At 72.6% G+C, this 14,594-nt stretch carries 16 protein-coding genes; 11 read left to right on the forward strand and 5 right to left on the reverse strand.

Going from position 1 to position 14,594, the window contains the following annotated elements; genetic code table 11:
- Nucleotides 1-48 precede the first annotated feature (48 nt).
- On the reverse strand, nt 49-1,527 hold the full coding sequence (locus ABEA43_RS44060; protein WP_345571819.1) for an amidohydrolase: 1,479 nt from the start codon (nt 1,525-1,527) through the stop codon (nt 49-51).
- A gap of 119 nt (nt 1,528-1,646) precedes the next feature.
- The gene (locus ABEA43_RS44065) at nt 1,647-1,979 is read right to left on the reverse strand and encodes a helix-turn-helix domain-containing protein (protein WP_345571821.1); all 333 of its coding nucleotides are present in this window, start codon (nt 1,977-1,979) and stop codon (nt 1,647-1,649) included.
- Between ABEA43_RS44065 and ABEA43_RS44070 the strand changes: the two genes are divergently transcribed.
- A complete protein-coding gene (locus tag ABEA43_RS44070; RefSeq protein WP_345571823.1) occupies nt 1,966-2,196 on the forward strand; it encodes an ABC transporter ATP-binding protein in 231 nt (76 codons plus the stop codon). The two genes, ABEA43_RS44065 and ABEA43_RS44070, sit on opposite strands and share 14 nt — an antisense overlap.
- On the opposite strand, the gene ABEA43_RS44075 is transcribed toward ABEA43_RS44070, so the two are convergent.
- A complete protein-coding gene (locus tag ABEA43_RS44075) occupies nt 2,162-5,050 on the reverse strand; it encodes an ATP-binding protein (protein ID WP_345571825.1) in 2,889 nt (962 codons plus the stop codon). The genes ABEA43_RS44070 and ABEA43_RS44075 overlap by 35 nt on opposite strands.
- Nucleotides 5,051-5,200: 150 nt before the next feature.
- Here ABEA43_RS44075 and ABEA43_RS44080 point away from each other — a divergent pair, with 150 nt between their 5' ends.
- The 5 genes from ABEA43_RS44080 (at nt 5,201) to ABEA43_RS44100 (ending at nt 9,386) form a co-directional block, all read left to right on the forward strand.
- The gene (locus ABEA43_RS44080; protein WP_345571827.1) at nt 5,201-5,542 is read left to right on the forward strand and encodes a VOC family protein; all 342 of its coding nucleotides are present in this window, start codon (nt 5,201-5,203) and stop codon (nt 5,540-5,542) included.
- A gap of 32 nt (nt 5,543-5,574) precedes the next feature.
- Nucleotides 5,575-6,180, forward strand: a complete 606-nt coding sequence (locus ABEA43_RS44085; RefSeq protein WP_345571829.1) for a VOC family protein — start codon at nt 5,575-5,577, stop codon at nt 6,178-6,180.
- A gap of 55 nt (nt 6,181-6,235) precedes the next feature.
- Entirely contained in the window at nt 6,236-6,697 is a 462-nt protein-coding gene (locus ABEA43_RS44090; RefSeq protein WP_345571831.1) for an iron chaperone, read from the forward strand.
- A gap of 42 nt (nt 6,698-6,739) precedes the next feature.
- Nucleotides 6,740-6,913, forward strand: coding sequence for a hypothetical protein (locus tag ABEA43_RS44095; protein WP_345571833.1), 174 nt, complete (start codon nt 6,740-6,742; stop codon nt 6,911-6,913).
- Between the two features lie 298 nt (nt 6,914-7,211).
- Nucleotides 7,212-9,386 (forward strand): fibronectin type III domain-containing protein, encoded by a 2,175-nt coding sequence (locus ABEA43_RS44100; RefSeq protein ID WP_345571835.1) that lies wholly within the window; start codon nt 7,212-7,214, stop codon nt 9,384-9,386.
- Between the two features lie 61 nt (nt 9,387-9,447).
- Here the strand turns inward: ABEA43_RS44100 and ABEA43_RS44105 are convergent, their stop codons facing one another.
- Nucleotides 9,448-9,867: a YbaB/EbfC family nucleoid-associated protein gene (locus ABEA43_RS44105; protein WP_345571837.1), complete on the reverse strand. Its 420-nt coding sequence runs from the start codon at nt 9,865-9,867 to the stop codon at nt 9,448-9,450.
- 136 nt (nt 9,868-10,003) lie between these two features.
- Between ABEA43_RS44105 and ABEA43_RS44110 the strand changes: the two genes are divergently transcribed.
- The 5 genes from ABEA43_RS44110 (at nt 10,004) to ABEA43_RS44130 (ending at nt 14,159) form a co-directional block, all read left to right on the forward strand.
- Nucleotides 10,004-10,270 (forward strand): hypothetical protein, encoded by a 267-nt coding sequence (locus ABEA43_RS44110; protein WP_345571839.1) that lies wholly within the window; start codon nt 10,004-10,006, stop codon nt 10,268-10,270.
- Between the two features lie 240 nt (nt 10,271-10,510).
- The gene (locus ABEA43_RS44115) at nt 10,511-10,852 is read left to right on the forward strand and encodes a hypothetical protein (protein WP_345571841.1); all 342 of its coding nucleotides are present in this window, start codon (nt 10,511-10,513) and stop codon (nt 10,850-10,852) included.
- A gap of 88 nt (nt 10,853-10,940) precedes the next feature.
- Complete coding sequence (locus ABEA43_RS44120; RefSeq protein ID WP_345571843.1) at nt 10,941-11,528, forward strand: TetR/AcrR family transcriptional regulator; 588 nt, start codon at nt 10,941-10,943, stop codon at nt 11,526-11,528.
- Nucleotides 11,522-12,283, forward strand: coding sequence for an alpha/beta fold hydrolase (locus ABEA43_RS44125; protein WP_345571845.1), 762 nt, complete (start codon nt 11,522-11,524; stop codon nt 12,281-12,283). Before ABEA43_RS44120 ends, ABEA43_RS44125 begins: the two co-directional genes overlap by 7 nt.
- 169 nt (nt 12,284-12,452) lie before the next feature.
- On the forward strand, nt 12,453-14,159 hold the full coding sequence (locus ABEA43_RS44130) for a DEAD/DEAH box helicase (RefSeq protein WP_345571847.1): 1,707 nt from the start codon (nt 12,453-12,455) through the stop codon (nt 14,157-14,159).
- Nucleotides 14,160-14,186: 27 nt separating this feature from the next.
- On the opposite strand, the gene ABEA43_RS44135 is transcribed toward ABEA43_RS44130, so the two are convergent.
- Complete coding sequence (locus tag ABEA43_RS44135; protein ID WP_345571849.1) at nt 14,187-14,564, reverse strand: hypothetical protein; 378 nt, start codon at nt 14,562-14,564, stop codon at nt 14,187-14,189.
- Nucleotides 14,565-14,594 lie beyond the last annotated feature (30 nt).

Here is a 14,594-nt window from a genome sequence, read left to right on the forward strand (position 1 = left end):
CGGGGACATTGGATAGATCTCGTTCCAGGCGCGGCGTCCGACCCGCCGTCAGCGCCCCAGCGCGTTCCACGTCCAGCGGCCCGCGAGCAGCGTGCCCGCGACCCCGACGTCGCGCAGCCGCTCCTCGTCGAGCACGGCGGGATCCTGGTCGAGCACCATGAGGTCGGCCACGTCGCCGGCGGCCACCCGGGTGCGTCCGCGCGCGCTCGCGGCGAGCGCGACCTCCCTGGGCAGCCGCTGCTCCGGGTGCCAGGCCTCGCGTCCGCCGCGCGACCTCGTGACGGCCGCGGAGATCGCGAGCCACGGGTCGAGCGGTGACACGGGCGCGTCGGAGCCGAGCCGGACCGTGGCTCCGCCCTCGTGCAGCGAGCGGAACGCGAACGCCCGGCCGGTCCTGCCGTGCCAGTAGCGGTCGGCCAGGTCACGATCGTCCATCGCGTGCTCGGGCTGCACGCTCGCGACGACGCCGAGCCGCCCGAACCGCGCGAAGTCGCCCGCCGAGACGAGCTGCGCGTGCTCGATCACACCGCGCACGCCGCTCGCCTCGAACGCGTCGAGCACCTCCGCGTTGGCCCGGTCGCCGATCGCGTGGACGGCCACCTCGATCCCCGCTCGCCGTGCGGCGGCCAGCAGCTCACGCAGCTCGTCCGGGGCGACGCTCTGCATCCCGCACGCGTGCGGCCCCGCGGGGTCCATGCCCGGGTAGGGCTCCCAGCACAGCGCCGTCCGCGTGTTCAGCGATCCATCGGCGACGATCTTGAGCCGGCCCACGGTGACGAGGCCCTGCTCGTCCAGCGGCAGCCCGGTGCGCTGCCCCCGCTCGGCCGCCGCCGCGAGCCGGCTCGGCCAGATCGAGGCCTCGACGCGGAGCGACGTGACGCCCGCGGCGACCCGGGCGGGCCAGTCGCGCAGGTTGTCGGCGTTCTCGAAGTCCACGATGCCGACGACCCCGAGGCGGGCCGCGTCCTGCGCCGCCGCGCGGTAGGCGGCCACGCCGGGAGCCGTCTCGACGTCGAGCCGGTGCAGCGCGCCGATCCACGGCGTCTCCCGTGCCAGCCCCGACGCGTCGACGGTCACCCCGAGCAGCGCCGCCGCCCGCGAGTTCAGCCACCCGCAGTGCAGGTCGCCGCTGACCAGGGCGACGGGACGATCCGGCGCAACGGAGTCGAGGCCGGCGAGCGACGGGGGATCGGGCCACAGCCCGTCACGGAATCCGTATCCCACGAGCATCCCCGCGCCCGGTGGCGCGGCGCGCACGATCGCGAGGACCTCGGCCGCGCTGCCGGTCCCGGACAGGTCGAGCCGCCCGCGCCTGATCACCCACTGGGTGAAGTGGACGTGCTCGTCCCACAGCGCCGGCCGCAGCCACCGCCCGCCGAGCCGCACCTCGGCGGCGCCGTCCCGGCGCACCGTGCCGGCGGGGCGGAGCGCGGCGACGCGGCCCGCGCTGACGAGCACGTCCGCCGGCGTCCCGGCGCCGGGCAGGCGGGCATCACGCAGCAGCAGGTCCTGGGTGGCGCCGCTCACCCGGCCCCGCCAGATCGGAGGTCTCCATCGGTCATGCTCCGAGGCTAAGGAGACGGCGGGAGAGGCGGCAATGTGCCATCAGAACAGGAGATCGGGCCACATTGTGCCGTCGGACAAAGTCAGCGCCGGGTCGCGATGAGCCGTACGCGGCACGCGAGCTCGACCGCGAAACGCACGTCCGGATCGGTGAGATCGAGGCCGAGGCTCTGCTCGATGCGGCGTACCCGGTAGTTGACGGCGCTGGGATGCAGGTTGAGCGCCTCGCCCGCGCGCGCCAGCGAGGTGCGGTGGCCGAGATAGGCGACCAGCGTCCGTACGGCGATCGCCGCGCGCTCAGGCCCGAGCGCGTCGAGCGGCGCGAGGATGTCGTCGAGCAGCGACCGGCTGAGCGGCGAGGCGTAGAAGTCCAGCAGGACCCGGCTCAGCCCGGTGACGTCGGTGGCCTCGCACAACCTCGCCGTGGTGCGCTACGTGTGCGACACGGTGAGCGTGATGAGCCAGGGCCGGATCGTCGAGTCGGGCGGCACCGAGGCGGTGCTCTCGCGGCCGCGCGACCCGTACACGCGCGAGCTGCTGGCCGCCGTGCCGGTGATGGGCGAGCGGTTCGAGCCCGGCGTCGGGGTCGTATCGCGCGTCAGCGCGTTCCTTCTCCGGCGGGCGCGGGGATGAGGCCGAGGTCGGCGAGGACGGCGTCGCCGGCCGGGGCGGTGTCACGGCCGGCCAGGATGAGCGTCCGGGCGCGCTGGTAGGGGCAGCCGGCGCTCTCGAACGCGGCGGCGGTGGCGAGGAGGCGTTCGTGGTCGTCGTCGAGCAGCGCGGCGGCCCGGTCGAGGAGCGCGACGGCGATGGGGTTGCCGGCGGCGATCGGGCGGGCGGCGGCCAGAAGCCGGGCGGCGTCGGGGTGGCCGGCCAGCACGGCGGCCTCGGCGCGCAGGGCGACGTGCCAGTGGAGCAGGATCCCGGTGAGCCACGGCTTCGGCTCGCCGGCTCCGGTGTCGAGTTGTTCGAGGGCGCGTGCGGCCTGTCCCTGGTGGAGCAGGATGATGGCGTCGAACGTGGGGCTGTAGCCGGCCCGGTCTTCGGGGGTGACGCCCAGCTGGTCGAGGACGGCGAGCCAGCCGGCCTGGGCGGCCTGGTCGCCGCGCAGGCCGTGGATCATCGCGACCGAGGCGGCCACCGGGCCGAAGCCGCGGGCCGGTGGGCGGCCCGCCTGGGTCCAGGCGTCGAGGAACCGGCCGCTGGCGGCGATCACGTCGGTGGCATGGCCGGCGAGGGCGTCGGCCATGAGGAGCCGCTGGGTGGCGACGTGCCCGACCTCGGCCAGCGGCGGCAGGTCGCGCAGCTGGCGGCCCATTCGTCGCGCCGCCGGCAGGTCGCCGACACCCATGCTGGTCGCGGTGGCGATCAGGAGGGCGTCGATCAGCTCGTCGGCGCTGCCCGGGGTGAGGGGCACGGACTGGAGCAGCTCGACGCGGCGGCGTGCGGTGCCGGCGGCGGCGAAGGTGTCGCCCGCCCGGCGCTGGGCCCCGGTCAGCGCGTAGAGGGCCGCGCACTCCGCCAGCGGGTCGTCCAGCCGGCGGGCCAGCTCCACCGCCCGCTCCGCGCGGGCGGTCATCTCCGACGCGGCCGTCTTGGGCCCGCCCCGGTCGGCGAAGAACGCGTAGCCCAGCGCGACGCAGTCGGCGAGGGCCACCGCGGCCTCGGCCGCCGGGTCGTCGCCGGCCAGCTCGCGCGCCCGGGTGAGCAGCGCGGCGGCCTCGTCACGCGGGGGCAGCTGGGCGAAGGCCCCGGCCTTGCGGAAGTAGGTGGTGGCCGCCGTGGCGAGGTCCCGGGCCGCGGCCGCCGTGTCTCCCGCACGGTGGGCGACGTCCGCGGCGGCCTGCCAGAGGCGGTAGACGTCGTCGCCGCGCATCCGGCACGCGGCCACGTTCGCGGCGCCACGCAGGGCGGCGGCCGCGACGGCGGGATCGTCGGTGAGGGCGGCCGCCTGCTCGTAGCGTCGCTGGGACTCGCCGACCAGGTTGCGGGTGAAGGCCAGGTCCGCCAGCGAAAGAGCGAGACGGCAGGCGTCGGCGTGCCGGCCGGGCTGCTCGGCGGCCCAGCTCAGGGCGGCCCGGAGGTCGTCGGCCACCGCGTCGAACCTGGCCCGCCAGCCGCCGGTGGCGGGCGACGCGTCCGCGGCGAGCTCTTCTGCGCCGGCCAGGCACCAGCGCAGATGCTGGGCCAGCGTGGCATCGAGCTCACCGGCCGCGGTGAGTTGCTCGGTGCCGTACTGGCGGATGGTCTCCAGCGCCCGGTATCGCGTGCCGCCGGCCGACGCGGCCACGCTCAGCAGGCTCTGATCCGCGAGCCGGGCCAGCCCGTCGACGACCTCGCCCGGCTTGAGCGGGTCGAACCCGGCCACCGCCGCGGCGGCCGAGGCGGTGCACGGCGCGACGAACACCGAGATCCGGCGCAGCAGCGTCAGGTCGGGACCGGCGAGCAGCGCCTGACTCCAGTCCAGCATGGCCCGGACCGAGCGGTGGCGGTCGTCGGCACGGTAGCCGCCGACCAGCAGCCGCAGGTGGTCGGACAGACCCGCGACCAGCCCGTCGAGCCCGAGCGCGGGCAGGCGGGCGGTGGCGAGCTCGATCGCCAGCGCCACCCCGTCCAGCTTCCTGCACACGTCGGCGACCTGGTCGAGGTGCTCGGCCTCGATGGTCCAGCCCACGGCCGCGGCCCGGTCGGCGAACAGCGCGACCGCGTCCGAAGAACCGGCGGCACCGTCCGCGCCGCCGTGTCCGCTGTGTCCACGGTGCGTGCCGTCGCCGCCGTGGACTTCGAGGGACAGCGGCGGAACCGGGTAGACCCACTCGAAGGGCACCATGAGCCGGGCCCGGCTGGTCGTCAGCACGCTGACGTCCGGGCAGCGCGCCAGCAGGCGCTCGAGGAACGGCGCCACCCCGTCGGTCAGATGCTCACAGTTGTCCAGCACCAGCAGGGCGCGCCGGTCGGCCAGGGCGGCCAGCACGGAGTCGTCGATGCTGCGGCCCTGGAGCTCGCCCAGGCCGAGCGCGGCCGCGACCGCGGAGCCGACCATGGCCGGATCGGTGACCGGTACGAGGTTGACGAACCACACGCCGTCGGCGAAGTTGGCGGCCAGGTCCGCGGCGACGGCCAGCGCCAGCCGGGTCTTGCCCACCCCGCCGGGGCCGACGGCGGTGACCTGACGGTGCGCGCTGACGGCCTCGCGCAGCGCGTCGCGCTCCTGGGCCCGGCCGATGAAGGGATTCAGCGGCGACGGGAGCCCGGCCAGCGCCTGGCTGGTCCGCTCGGCCCGGTCGAGCTCGGCGGCCAGGTCGGCCAGCGCCCGCCGATCCGGGGCCCCGAGCTTGCGCAGCAGGGACGACACGTGGGCCTCGACCGTGCGCACCGAGATGACCAGCTGCGCCCCGATCTCGGCGTTGCTGCGATGCTCCCCGATCAGGGCCAGGATCTCGGCCTCACGAGCCGAGATCCCCACGGTGGCTGCCTGCTTCGACACGTGTCCCATTCTCTCGTACGGGGTCGCGCCGCCGGTACGCGGCGGCTACGTGATGGTATCCGTGGTACGTCCCGTGCTCAGCACGGATGCCGCCCTGACCAGGCAGGCGAGACGCTGTCTCTTGTCAGTCGCTCCAACGAGGAGGCAGTCGTGAGCCACGGAATCAAGACCATCATCATCCCCGTCCGGGACCTGGCCGCCGCCAAGGCGTTGTACGGGACCGTTCTGGACGTGGAGCCCTACGCCGACGAACCGTACTATGTCGGCTTCCGGGTCGGCGACCAGGAGATCGGCCTCGACCCGAACGGCCACAACCACGGCATGACCGGCCCCGTCGGCTACTGCCACGTCGGCGACGTCACCGCGACCCTGCGCCAGGCCGTCGACGCGGGCTGGCGGACCCGCCAGGACGTCAAGGACGTCGGCGCGGGCCGGCTGGCCGCCATCGTCGAGGACCCCAGCGGCAACGTCCTCGGGTTCCTCCAGCGCTGACCGGACCTCCACCCCAAGCTTTAGGAGCAGCCATGACCTCCATCGAACACATCACCCTCGAAGTGGCCGACCCCGAGGCCGCCGCCGGCTTCTACACCGCACTCGGTGTGGAGACCCAGGTGCGCGTGCGGGCATCGGAGGCGCCGACGACCGGTTTCCGCGGGTTCACGCTGTCGCTCATCGTCTCCCAGCCGGCCACCGTCAACGGCCTCATCGACGCGGCCCTCGGCGCCGGCGCCACGGTGCTGAAGCCGGCCGCGAAGTCGCTGTGGGGCTACGGCGGCGTCGTCCAGGCCCCGGACGGGACGATCCTGACGGTCGCGTCCTCGGCGAAGAAGGACACCGGCCCGGCCACCCGGCAGATCGACGACCTCGTGCTGCAGCTGGAGGTCGCGGACATGGCCGCGAGCAAGCAGTTCTACGCCGACCGGGGACTCACCGTGGCCAAGAGCTTCGGCCGCAGGTACGTCGAGTTCGACTCGGGCGCCGTCAAGCTGACGCTCAACCGGCGCCGTTCCCTCGCCAAGGTCGCCGGCGTCTCCCCGGACGGCACCGGATCGCACCGGATCGTCGTCGGCGGCGACGGCGGGTCCTTCACCGACCCGGACGGGTTCGCGTGGGAGGCCGGCTCGTCCTGAGCAAGGCCCCACAACCGCACCGCGATCACGAATCAACACATAGAGGAGACCTGTCATGAAGGACACCGAGAAGTCCGGCAAGAGCTACGAGGGATTCACCGACGAGGAGCGGGCCGCGATGAAGGAGCGCGCCCAGGAGCTGAAGGCGGAGGCGCGCCGCAGCCCGCGCGCGAAGAAGGGCAAGGCGGACGGCGAGGGCGAGGTGCTCGCGAAGATCGCCGAGATGCCGGAGCCGGATCGCGTCATGGCCGAGCGGATCCACGCCATCGTCAGGGCCAGCGCGCCGGAGCTCGCGCCGAGAACCTGGTACGGGATGCCCGCCTACGCCAAGGAGGGGAAGGTCGTCGTCTACTTCACGCCCGCGTCGAAGTTCAAGGAGAGGTACGCCACGCTCGGCTTCAACGCGACCGCGAACCTCGACGACGGCACCCTGTGGCCGACGTCCTTCGCGCTGACGGAGCTGACCGCCGACGCCGAGGCGAGGATCGCCGCGCTCGTGGAGCAGGCGGTCAGCTGACGGCCGCGTGGCCGTGCGTACATATGGGACGATCACTCATCAATGGGACGTTTCTCTGTGCTGCAGCGTCAGCGACATCAGCCCGCCACGGAGGGGAGCGGACAGCGTGCCGACAACGAGCGAGAGTCCCCGGACTGCGCGCGGACGGCGGCGCTGGGCACCGTCATCAGCGCGGTCGTCGATGAGGTCGGCGTCAGCCCCGCGACATGGTGGTGAGCGTGGAGCACCCAGGATTCGGGCCCTGCGATGCGCTACTTCAGCGAGGAGTACGCACGCGCGAAGATCGTCATCACCCTGTGAGCGCCGCCCGATCGGACGCGGAAACTTTCGGCAACACCCGCCGAGCATTCGGGTATTCACTTAGTTTCCGATACTTTCGGAAAAGGCGCCAGCAAAGCTCCAGCTCAGCCGCGCAGAGCAAAAGCAAAAGCTGAAACGTTTCGGCCAGTGCGTTGACATGTTTCGAGCGGATTCTCAGACTGATCGCCAACACCCCACCCGGAAGGGAGTCCTGGTGATCAACAGCTTGGCGCGCTCCAAGATCCGCTCGGCGATCGTCGCGCTGACCGTGGCGGCGGCGCTGTCGTTGGCCGGCGCGGTGACGGTCGCACCCACCGAGGCCGCCGCGGCTGCCGGCGTCGAGAACGAGGGCGCGGACTGCGTGGTGCCCGGCCTGCCCGACGCGGGGTCCTTGCCGACCAACTCCAGGCTGCCCGACCCCTTCAGGAAGCTGGACGGCACGCGCATGTCCGCCAAGTCCGAGTGGCGGTGCCGGCGGGAAGAGATCAAGCGGCTGGCCGAGAAGTTCGTCTACGGCGAGAAGCCCGGAAAGCCGGCGAGTGTCACGGGGACGGTCTCCAGGACCGGCATCACGGTGAACGTGAACCACAACGGCCGGAGCTCCAGCTTCTCGGCGAGCGTCGCGCTGCCAAGCGGTTCCGGGCCGTTCCCCGCCGTCGTCGTCCTGGGCGGGTTCGGCGCGGACACGGCCGCCATCACGGCCGCCGGCGCCGCCGTCATCAAATACGACCCGTACACGGTCGGCCGGGAAGGCACGCCGCGCACCAACAAGCAGGGCGCGTTCTACAGCATCTACGGCGCGTCGAGCAGCACGGGGCTGCTGCTCGCCTGGGGCTGGGGCGTGAGCCGGATCATCGACGTCATCGAGCAGTCGGACGGCAGCATCCTCAGAGCCGACGCGACCGGCGTCACGGGATGCTCGCGGTTCGGCAAGGGCGCGTTCGTGACCGGCGCGTTCGACCAGCGCATCGCGCTCACCATGCCGATCGAGTCGGGCAGCGCCGGCGTGCCCATCTTCCGCGGCATCCCGGGGGAGGGCGCCCAGAGCCTGAGCAGCGCGTACGGAGAACAGCCCTGGCTGGGCGACGCGTTCGGGACCTTCACCGGCAGTCCCGCCAGGTTGCCGGTGGACACGCACGAGATGGTGGCCATGGTCGCGCCACGCGGGCTGTTCATCATGGACAACCCGCACATCGCGAACCTGGGCCCCAGGTCTGCGAGCGTGGCGGCCCTCGGCGGGGCGGAGGTCTACAAGGCGCTCGGCGCCGGCGACAACCTCACGTACTGGTCCGACATCCAGGACGGCAACCACTGCGCCAACCGGCCGGAATGGCGCACCCCGCTGCAGCAGAACATCCAGAAGTTCCTGCTGAAGACGGGCAACGCCGCGGGCGCGATCAGGATCTCCTCCAGGGCGCTCGGCAACCTGGCCGAGTGGCGGGACTGGCAGACCCCGGCGCTCACCGACTCCGGCGACACCACCGCGCCGAGCACGCCGGGCACCCCGGCCGCGGCCAGCGTGACCGCCACCGCCGCCGCGCTGACCTGGGCCGCGTCCACCGACCAGGGCGGCTCCGGCCTGGCGGGCTACAACCTCTACCGCGAGCAGGGGGCCACCGACCCGCAGCTCGGCCAGTCCACCACGAACTCGGCCACCCTCACCGGGCTGACCGCGAACACCCAATACCAGGTGTACGTCCGGGCGCGTGACGGCGCGGGCAACCTGTCGGGCAACTCCGCGCTGGTCACGTTCACGACGGCCGGCACCGGTGGCGACACCTCGCCGCCGACGGCCCCGGCCGGGCTGGCGGCCTCGGGCGTCACGTCCGCGGCCGCGAACCTGTCCTGGACGGCCGCCACGGACGACAACGGCGTCACCGGCTACGACATCCTGCGCGCGCCCGGGGCGAGCGGCGGCACGTTCGCCCAGGTCGGCACCTCGGCGACGACCTCGTACGGCGACACGGGCCTGACCCCGAGCACCACCTACCGCTACCAGGTCAGGGCGCGGGACGCGGCGGGCAACACCTCGCCGGTCTCGAACACCGCGGAGATCACCACTCAGCCCGGCACCTCCACCGGAGGCTGCACCGCCGTCGCGACCGTGCAGACCCAATGGGCCACCGGGTACGTCATCCAGCCCCTGACCATCACCAACACCGGCACCTCGACGATCACCGGCTGGACGGCCACCTTCACGCTGCCGGCCGGGCACACGCTCACCGGCTCGTGGAACGGCGCCGTCACCGTCAGCGGGCAGACCGTGACCATCAAGAACGCCGGCCACAACGGCACCCTCGCCCCCGGAGCCAGCACGCCCAGCGTCGGCTTCCAGGCGAGCCGCCCGAACGGCAACACCGCCCTGCCCTCCGGCTACACCTGCGCCTGACGGCCACGGGTCCCCGGTCCGCCGCACCCGGCGGGCCGGGACCTGCTCACGGACGGCGCCCTCACGCGGGGCCGCGCCGCTTCTCCTTACCGGCCATCTGGTCCGCCAGCTGCGCCATCACGGTCTCCAGATCGCCGTCGAGATGGGCGCGCATCTGGTCCGCCGGGATGAGCGGCTCGAAGACGTCCAGGACCCGCTGCCTGGCCTTGTCCGCCGCCCGGTGCACCGTGTCGGTGATCGAGTCGGCGAGGTGCCTGGCGTCGGGGTGGCGGTAGATCCGGGGGTCGATGTCGAGCCTGACGAGCTCGCCGCGCGCGCCCACGGTGGCGGAGATCAGGCCGTCGCGCGACTTCTCCGTCACCTCGATCGCCCGCGCCTGCCGGTGCAGCTCGCCGCCCTCTTCCTGCAGCCGGAGAAAGGTCCGGCGGAGCTCGTCGGCATAGGCCTGCATGCCGGTCACGTCGGGCTCCTCGAAACCCATCTCACCAGCCCCTCACGCGTCACAGCTGCCTGGAAACCACGTACAAGCTAGCAGGCTGGGCTTGGCTCACGACCTCGCCGGCGCCGCGCAGGTGGTCGCTTCGGCGGCGCCGGCGGGCCTGCCTGTCCCGTGCCCTGTGACAGCGGATCAAACGTGCCGCCGAGGTCCGCGCCCATCGGCGTACGTCCCGTCCATCGCCTCCGGCCTGGTCCTTACCAAGGTCACCTTCGAGCCGAACCCGGCCTGCCTGCGCGACCTGATCGACTACACCACGCTGGGCACCGGATATGTCCGGGAGGTCCACGAACGCTTCGAGAAGATGCAGGACGCCCTCATGGGCGGCGAACAGCCGCCGTCTGAGCAGGTCGTCGCGGGCGACCGCGCCCCGGCCGGCCGCCCGTGACGACGCCGCGCGCAGCGGCTCGCGCAGAGGTCTGGTGCTGAGTGAACGTAAAGTAGCCACTACGTCACTGATAATCGAGTATGGGAGTCACATGGCAGCGCGCCCTTCCCCGGACTTCTGGCCGACCCTTTTACCTGATACATGGATCCGTTCCGCCCACTCGGCCCGTCTCAGATAGCAGACGGTCAAAACGCCCAGCCATCCAGTGAATCTCGATCTGATGACAAAGGACGCGACCTGATGCATCCGCACGCGCTCGTCAGCCGCGCACGCCAGCACTGCTGGGACATTCAGAGCATCCGCCCGCCCGCCAACCTTGTGATCGTTCTGCGCCGCGATTCCTGGCGCCTGGAGGTCACGTTCGCCGGCCAAGCTCCTCAGGACGCCACCATCAGCGGTCCCGGCTTCGAGGACGGCACATCCGTCAACCTGCGCTCGATCAACGCTTTAGTTCGCTGCGACCCCAGCCAGATCGGTGGCCGGGCCGAAGCGGCCGCCGCCGGCGGCTCGCCCGCTCATGACCGCGACGGAGCTCGCGGCGGCAAGGCCCTGGTCGGCGGCGGCCGCCCGCACCGCCGCTGAGCCCTCGGGACGAGAACGACGGCTCGCAACGCCCGCGGGCCGGAGGCTATGCTATGAACAAAAAACCAAACTGTTCATACGGAGACACATGCCTTCGGCGTTCTCGGACAAGGAGCGGTCGCGGATCACCGAGCAGTTGCTCGACACCGCCACCCGGCTCTTCGCCACCCAAGGACTGCGCAAGACCTCCCTGGAGGAGCTGACCGCTCCGGCGGGCATCGCCAAGTCCTCGCTCTACGCCTTCTTCGACTCCAAGGAGGACCTCTACTTCGAGGCCGTCCTGCGGCAGAGCGCACAGGTGCGCCGCCGGGTGATCGACGAGGGCCTCCACCGCGGCGACGGCACCCGCGACGCGCTGCGCTGCTTCCTGCGCGCGACGGTGGCCGAGCTCGACGCCAACCCCCTCTATCGCAGGCTGATGTCCCATCCCCAGGAGATGGACGCCGTCGCCGCCAAGCTCACCCCCGAGCGCCTGGCCGCCGCCGAGGAAGGCCCCATGGGCGATCTGCTCGACTTCCTCGGCACCCACCTGAAAGGTGACCCTCAGGTGCTGCTCGGCGTGCTGCGCGCGGTGCTGCTGGCCCCGCTGCACGCCGACCATCTGGGCGCCGACCTCTTCCCCGCCGTGATGGACCGCCTGATCGACGCCGTCACGGAAGGGATCACCTCATGCTGAACGGCCTGCCCTATCTGTCCGCCGGTGAAGGACCGCCGCTGGTCGTCCCGCTCTACACCCCGGAGGCGGCCAATCCGACGGGCCTGGCGCGCTGGTCGACGCTGCGGATGGTGCGGCCGTTCACCGAGCACTTCACCGTCTACGTCGTCAACCGCCCGCCCGGCCTCCCGCCGGCCACGACGATGGCCGATCTCGCCGCCGTCTACGCCCAGGCGATCAAGGCGACGTTCCAGGGCCCGGTGAACATGCTGGCCATCTCCACCGGCGGGTCCATCGCGCTCCAGCTCGCCGCCGACCATCCCGATCTGGTGGACCGCCTCGTCCTGGCCGGCACGGCCGCCACCCTCGGCCCGGTGGGCCGGCGCGCCCAGCGGGGCTACATCGAACGCGCACGCCAGGGCAGGCGGCCGAGCCCCGCGCTGGCCGGCGTCGTCACCGAATCGGCGCTCGGCCGCAGACTCCTCGCCGGGCTGCTGTGGCTGTCGGACGGCAGCCGCAAGGACTACACCGACGCCGTCGTCGTCCTCAACGCCGAGGACGGCTTCGACCTGCGCGGACGGCTGCACGACATCAAGGCCGCCACGCTGCTGATCCAGGGGGACCAGGACCTGGTCTACCCGCTGGACCTGGCCAGGCAGACGGTCGAGGGCATCCCGGACGCCCAGCTCGTCGTCTACCGGGGGCGCAGCCACAGCGGCACGTTCACCGACAAACGCTTCGCCCCGGACGCCCTCGCCTTCCTGACCGACAGCTGATCAACCCTGGGCGGCCGCCTTGGCGACGCCGGCCCGCCCGGCACCCGTGACCTGGGCGTACGCTGTCCGATTCCGGACGTTCCCCGGTTCTCTGCCAGGGTAGGGCTGGGCGGAGCGAAGCCCGTCCAGAGATGACCGGCAGCAGGGGGAAGTTCGTGAGGATTCGGCGATGACCGTGAACGAGACCGACGGCGAGGGCACCTTCGCCGACATGAGGCTCAGACCTGAGCTTCTGGACGTGCTGTCCGCTCTCGGATACGAGGAGCCGACGCCGATCCAGAGAGAGGCGATCCCCCCGCTGGTGGCGGGGCGCGACCTGCTCGGGCAGGCGGCGACGGGCACGGGGAAGACCGCGGCGTTCGCGCTGCCGGTGCTCGAACGGCTGCCCCCGCCGGTCGAGGGCACCGGGCCCGTGGCGCTGGTGCTGGTGCCGACCCGGGAGCTGGCCATCCAGGTCTCGGAGGCGTTCCATCGCTACGGCCGCATCCTGGGCACTCGCGTCCTGCCGATCTACGGCGGCGCGCCCTTCGGCCGGCAGTTGCAGGCGCTGAAGCGCGGGGTGGACGTCGTGGTCGCGACGCCCGGACGGGCCCTCGACCACATCGGCCGGGGCACCCTCGACCTGGAGGGGCTGCGCACCGTCGTGCTCGACGAGGCGGACGAGATGCTCGACATGGGGTTCGCCGAGGACATCGAGGCGATTCTCGCGGCGACCCCGGAGACCCGGCAGACCGTGCTGTTCTCCGCGACGCTGCCGCCGCGCATCGACGGGATCGCCCGCCGCCACCTGCAGGACCCGGTGCGGATCGAGATGGGGCAAGCGTCGGACGAGGGCCGTCAGACGACCCCGCTGGTCGAGCAGAGCGCGTACCTGGTCGCCAGGGCGCACAAGCCCGCCGCGCTCGGCCGGCTGCTCGACATCGAGGCGCCGACGGCGGCGATCATCTTCTGCCGCACCCGTGACGAGGTCGACCAGCTCACGGAGACCATGAACGGGCGCGGCCACCGTGCCGAGGCCCTGCACGGCGGGATGGAGCAGGAGCAGCGCGACCGGGTGATGTCACGGGTGCGGGCCGGGACCGCCGACCTGCTCATCGCTACCGACGTGGCCGCGCGGGGTCTCGACATCGAGCAGCTCACCCACGTCGTCAACTACAACGTGCCGTCCGCGCCCGAGGCGTACGTGCACCGCATCGGCCGGGTGGGCCGCGCCGGCCGCGAAGGCGTGGCGCTCACCCTGGTGGAGCCGCGCGAGCACCGCATGCTCAAGGCGATCGAGCGGGTGACCAGGCAGCGGATCCCGGTGGAGCGGCTGCCGACCGTGGCCGACCTGCAGGCGCGCCGGATGGAGCTGACCCGTTCGGCGCTGGAGGAGTGCCTCCTTCAGGACGATCTGGGCCCCTTCCACGTCGTGGTCGAGTCGCTCACCGACGAGTACGACCTCATGGAGGTGGCGCTCGCCGCCGTCAAGCTGGCCCACGAGGCCAGCGGGGCCACGCTCGACGAGGAGGAGATCCCCGAGGTGGCCCCGCGGGCCATGGACCGGGGCACGGACGGCAGGGGCCCCGACAGGCGGCGCGGGCCGGACGGCGAGCGCCACACGCGGGCCCCCGCCGGCGGCATGACCCGGCTGTTCTTCAGCGTGGGGCGCAGCGCGGGCATCCGGCCCCAGGACCTGGTCGGCGCGATCGCCGGCGAGTCGAGCCTGAGCGGGCGCGACATCGGCGCGATCGACATCGCCGACCGGTTCTCCCTGGTGGAGGTGCCGCAGGAGTCGGCGGACGAGGTGATCGCCGCCCTCCGGCAGGCCACGATCAAGGGCAGGCGGCCGACCGTCCGCCGTGAGCGTGACACGCGCGGCAGACGAACGCGATGACGCGGCGGCCGCACCGCCGCGTCTGCGTCACGGGTTTCCCGACCTGCAGATCGCGGAGGTGCGGAACTCCACGGACGCTCCGGTGGCGTCGGAGATCACCGAGCGGATGTCGTACCTGAAGGTGGGCTGGCAGCCGATCCCCACGAAGGTCCGGTCGTTGAACGCGGGCACCTGGCTGCCGTTGACGAACCAGCGGATGGCGGCCGGCGCGACCGCGCCGCTGAAGGCGACCGAGCAGAGGAACCGCCGCGCGAGCGGCTCGCAGCTGCCGCCGTCCAGGGTGAGGGCCAGGGAGGCGGCGGTGCCGGCCGACGCGGCCGACGCGGGGGAGGTGAGCGCGCCGGGGATCGTCAGCAGCCCGGCCGCCACTACGGCGGGCAAAGCAAGCTTGTACGACTTACGCATTCCTGTCTCCTTTTGGGCGATGACGGAATC

The sequence above is a fragment of the Nonomuraea rosea genome (assembly GCF_039539705.1).
Classification (GTDB): domain Bacteria; phylum Actinomycetota; class Actinomycetes; order Streptosporangiales; family Streptosporangiaceae; genus Nonomuraea; species Nonomuraea rosea.

Excerpts from the sequence above, each read along its gene's own strand:
- ABEA43_RS44085 (WP_345571829.1), top strand. The coding sequence starts at position 5,575 with ATGACCTCCATCGAACACATCACCCTCGAAGTGGCCGACCCCGAGGCC.
- ABEA43_RS44090 (WP_345571831.1), top strand. The coding sequence starts at position 6,236 with ATGAAGGACACCGAGAAGTCCGGCAAGAGCTACGAGGGATTCACCGAC.
- ABEA43_RS44095 (WP_345571833.1), top strand. The coding sequence starts at position 6,740 with ATGGGACGTTTCTCTGTGCTGCAGCGTCAGCGACATCAGCCCGCCACG.
- ABEA43_RS44105 (WP_345571837.1), bottom strand. The coding sequence starts at position 9,867 with ATGGGTTTCGAGGAGCCCGACGTGACCGGCATGCAGGCCTATGCCGAC.
- ABEA43_RS44115 (WP_345571841.1), top strand. The coding sequence starts at position 10,511 with ATGCATCCGCACGCGCTCGTCAGCCGCGCACGCCAGCACTGCTGGGAC.
- ABEA43_RS44120 (WP_345571843.1), top strand. The coding sequence starts at position 10,941 with ATGCCTTCGGCGTTCTCGGACAAGGAGCGGTCGCGGATCACCGAGCAG.
- ABEA43_RS44125 (WP_345571845.1), top strand. The coding sequence starts at position 11,522 with ATGCTGAACGGCCTGCCCTATCTGTCCGCCGGTGAAGGACCGCCGCTG.
- ABEA43_RS44130 (WP_345571847.1), top strand. The coding sequence starts at position 12,453 with ATGACCGTGAACGAGACCGACGGCGAGGGCACCTTCGCCGACATGAGG.
- ABEA43_RS44135 (WP_345571849.1), bottom strand. The coding sequence starts at position 14,564 with ATGCGTAAGTCGTACAAGCTTGCTTTGCCCGCCGTAGTGGCGGCCGGG.